Source organism: Propioniciclava sp., from assembly GCF_036744435.1.
GTDB lineage: Bacteria > Actinomycetota > Actinomycetes > Propionibacteriales > Propionibacteriaceae > Propioniciclava.
This window is the reverse complement of the sequence record NZ_DAIOIA010000178.1, coordinates 1-3,896: the sequence shown is the minus strand read 5'-3', so window position 1 is coordinate 3,896 and position 3,896 is coordinate 1. Positions and strand designations below refer to the sequence as shown.

Here is a 3,896-nt window from a genome sequence, read left to right as displayed (position 1 = left end):
TCCGGAGCGGCGAGGAAGAACCAGGACGACCGCCCCTGCGGCCGCACCGCGACCAGGCCGCAGTCCCGCAGGCAGGCGAGGTGCTTGCTGACCGTGGATTGTGCCAGCCCGAGGTGCTCGACGAGATCGCGGACGCGGTGCTCTCCGCTGCCCAGGTGGGTCAGAATCTCCAGCCGCGTGGGCTCGGACAAGGCATGAAACAGGGTGGCCATCTCGGGGTCGGGTTGCCGCACCGGAGCCTCGGCAACCACCTTGATTGTCGTCATGCGTCGATGTTATCGCCGTTGGGCGATGAATAGCCACGGGGTGGTCCGCGACGTGAGACGCGGGCAGGGGTGATCGGGATGCCGCTGGGGGTTGGTCAGCCGTGCACGGAGGGGGGCTCCACGGTGGCGAGCCAATGACGCAACAGGGCTGTCAGCGTCGCGCGCTGGGCGTCGTCGAGGGGGGCGAGGAGGCGTCGCTCGTTGGCGAGGTGGGCCTCGACGGCACTGTCCACGAGGCTGAGGCCTTCGGCGGTGAGGGTGATGCGGCGACCGCGGCCATCGTCGTCACAGGTGGTGCGGCGCACCAGTCCGCGCGCCTCCAGACGGGAGATCCGCTTGCTGGTGGCCCCGGATGTGACCATGGTGGCGGCGGCCAGGGCGCCGGGGGAAAGGGTGTACGGATCCCCGGCCCGACGCAGGCTGGCCAGCACGTCGAACTCGCCCTCGCCGAGGCCGAAGCCGCTGAACGTGGCCTCCAGTTCGGCGTTGAGAAGGGCGGCGAGCCGGTGCAGCCGGCCGAACAGCAGCATCGGGGAGGGGTCTATCTCCGGGCGCTGGGCTCGCCACTGGGCGACGATGTCGTCCACGGCGTCCGGCTGCCACGGGCCGGGTTCGGGGGCGCGGGGCGCGATGCGAGGGGCGGGTCCGCGGGCGGCGGCGTCTCGGCTCGGCACGCCCCCAGGCTAGCGTTATCTTCCACGGACGCTACTATGTCTTCCGTGGAAACTAAACGCGGCGGACGCGGCCAGGATGTCGCCCTCACGCTGATCGCGCCCCTGGCCTGGGGGACGACCTACCTGGTCACCCAACAGTGGCTGCCCCCGAACCGGCCCCTGTTCACCGCCGCCATGCGGGCCCTCCCGCTGGGGCTCGTCATGCTCGCGTGGCGCCGCACCCTCCCGAGCGGCTCGTGGTGGTGGAAAGCCGCCGTCCTCGGGATCGGGAACTTCGGGTTGTTCTTCGCCCTGCTCTTCGTCGGGGCCTACCGCCTCCCCGGCGGGCTGGCCTCCACGCTGCAGGCCACCGGACCGCTCATCATCATGGCGCTCGCCTGGGCGATGCTCCGCGAGCGGCCCACCGGCGCCGCGATCCTCGGCGGCATCCTCGGCGTGATCGGGGTCAGCGTCCTCGTGCTGCGTGCCGGGTTCGTCGTCGACGGCATCGGCGTCCTCGCGGCCCTGGGATCGGTGGCCGTCAGCAGCCTGAGTTTCATCTACATCAAGAAGTGGTCGCCCCCCGTCGACATGCTCACCTTCACCACCTGGCAGCTCGTCGCGGGCGGATTGTTCCTCGCGGTGCTCGCCGCCCTCGTGGAGGGCCCGCCGCCCGCCATCACCCCCGCAGGCTGGCTGGGCTACGCCTGGATCGGCATCGTCGGCACGGGCGTCGCCTACGTGGTCTGGTTCCGTGGGCTGCGGCGCCTCAGCGCGGCATCGGTGGGGACCCTCGGCCTGGTGAACCCCCTGGTGGCGACTGTGCTCGGCATCACTGTTGCCGGGGAGGTCTTCGGCCCCACTCAAGCGCTCGGCGTCGGGGCGGTGCTGCTGGGCGTTCTCCTCGGTCAGCCCGCCGTCGTGGACGCCGTGGTGCGCGTCCTGCCCGGCCGGCGAGGCCGCAGCGGCTGAGGCCATCCCAGCCGCCGTCATCGAACCCGAGCCCTCGCCCCAGGGGCGCGCAGCCCGCTCGCAACGCCGCGTCCCCCACGTCCGGTGGCGGGTGCTCGCTAGGGTCGGTGCATGGACGATGATGTCGCCGCGATGCACCCCCGACCGACGCTGGCCCGGCCCGGCTGGATCAGCCTCGACGGCGCCTGGGAGTTCACCACGGGCACCCCCGGCGACGACCCGCTGACCCTGAGCTACGACCACACCATCGAGGTGCCATTCCCGCCCGAGTCGGCGGCGTCCGGCATCGGCGCCGACACCTGCGAGGAACCTCGCTACCGGCGCCGGTTCTCCCTGCGTCCGGTGCCCGGCCGCCGCTACCTGCTGCACCTCGAAGGCGTCGACGACAGGGCGCGCGTCTGGGTGGACGGCCGCCTCGCCGGGCACCATCGGGGCGGCTACGTGCCGTTCACCCTCGACATCACGGACGCGTTGGCCACGGCCGACGAGCACGAGTTGGTCGTGGCGGCATCCGACCCGGCAAGTGACATCGAGATCCCGCGCGGCAAGCAGGCCTGGACCCCCGAGCCAGCGGTCATCTGGTACCGGCGCTCCTCGGGAATCTGGCGCACCGTCTGGCTGGAGGAAGTCGCGGCCACCCACGTGCGCGCGGCATCCTGGACACCCTTGGACGCGCTGGGCACCGTGCGCGGATCCGTGACCCTGGACGGCTGGCGTCCGGGACTCACGGTCGAGACCACCTTCCGGCTGGGCGAGGTGCGGCTGGCCCGCGTCGCCGTCGAGGCGACCGAGCCGCGCGTCGAGTTCGGCATCGGCCTCGCCTCGGCACGCACGGTGCTGCCGGAGGAACTCCAATGGCAGCCGGGCCGTGGCCGACTGATCGACGTGGAGATCCGCGTCCGGGACGCCGACGGCGCCGACGTGGATGCCGCCGCGTCCTACTTCGGCGTCCGGACGGTGGGCGTCACGCCGGACTCGGTCCTGATCAACGGGCGGCCCGTGTTCCAGCGGCTGGTGCTCGATCAGGGCTACTGGCCAGAAACCCATTTCACGGCCCCCAGCGAGGCGGCGCTGCGCGCCGACGCCGAACTCATCCGGGACCTCGGCTTCAACGGGTTGCGGATGCATCAAGTCAGCGCCGATCCGCGGTTCCTGCGCATCTGCGACGAACTCGGGCTGATGGTCTGGGCCGACCTTCCCGCCGCCTACCACTTCACGGCCGACGCCCTCGCGCGCACCACCGACAACCTGCTCGCCCTGATCGAACGGGACCGCAACCATCCCAGCGTGATCGCCTGGGTGCCGTTCAACGAGAGCTGGGGGCTGCCCGATCTGGAGGGCAGCGTCGCCCAGCGGCATGCCGTCGTGGCGCTGCACGCCCTCGCGAAGGCCCTGGACCCGTCCCGGCTGGCTCTCGGCAACGACGGGTGGGAGCACGTCGTCGGGGACGCGCTCGCCCTCCACGACTACGACCATGACGCCAACCGGCTCCGGGAGCGGTTCGCGGGGTCCGGGCTGACCGAGACGGTGACGCGCTGGCGTCCGGGTGGGCGGGTCGCCGTCCTGGCGCCTCCGGGTGGGGCCGAACCGGGCCGCGGATCGCGGGTGGTCGCCGGGGTGCCGGGTTCCGAGCCCGGCGGACCACGGACGCGGGAATCGTCGGGTGTGGGGATACCGGTGCTGCTGAGCGAGTTCGGCGGCGTCTCCCTCAACGCGGACGGCACCGCCTGGGCGGGCTACGGCGGCGTCGCGTCCCCAGCCGCGCTGGTCGCGCAGGTGGGGGCGCTGGCCGGAGCGGTGGGGGAGGGCTCGGGGCTGGCCGGGTTCTGCTGGACGCAGCTCACCGACACTCTCCAGGAACAGAACGGTCTGGCGTGGCCGGACCGCACCCCCAAGGCTCCTGCGGCCGCCCTCCGCGCAGCGATCACCACCCCACCCCGCCCCGCCGAGGACTGAGCCTGCGCCCGCCGAGGACTGAGCCTGCGTCCGCCGAGGACTGAGCCTG

4 protein-coding genes are annotated in these 3,896 nt (G+C 72.4%); 2 read left to right on the top strand and 2 right to left on the bottom strand.

Features of this window, described 5'->3' with window-relative positions; all coding sequences use genetic code 11:
* Window positions 1-266 (bottom strand): ArsR/SmtB family transcription factor (locus V7E09_RS14720; protein ID WP_324523631.1); only part of this gene is annotated, 266 nt, incomplete at its 3' end.
* Between the two features lie 95 nt (window positions 267-361).
* Window positions 362-940 (bottom strand): MarR family winged helix-turn-helix transcriptional regulator, encoded by a 579-nt coding sequence (locus tag V7E09_RS14715; RefSeq protein WP_324509953.1) that lies wholly within the window; start codon window positions 938-940, stop codon window positions 362-364.
* Window positions 941-985: 45 nt separating this feature from the next.
* Here V7E09_RS14715 and V7E09_RS14710 point away from each other — a divergent pair, with 45 nt between their 5' ends.
* Together V7E09_RS14710 and V7E09_RS14705 are read left to right on the top strand one after the other, a co-directional pair.
* Entirely contained in the window at window positions 986-1,891 is a 906-nt protein-coding gene (locus V7E09_RS14710) for an EamA family transporter (RefSeq protein ID WP_324509952.1), read from the top strand.
* Window positions 1,892-2,002: 111 nt separating this feature from the next.
* Entirely contained in the window at window positions 2,003-3,847 is a 1,845-nt protein-coding gene (locus V7E09_RS14705) for a glycoside hydrolase family 2 protein (protein ID WP_324509950.1), read from the top strand.
* Window positions 3,848-3,896 lie beyond the last annotated feature (49 nt).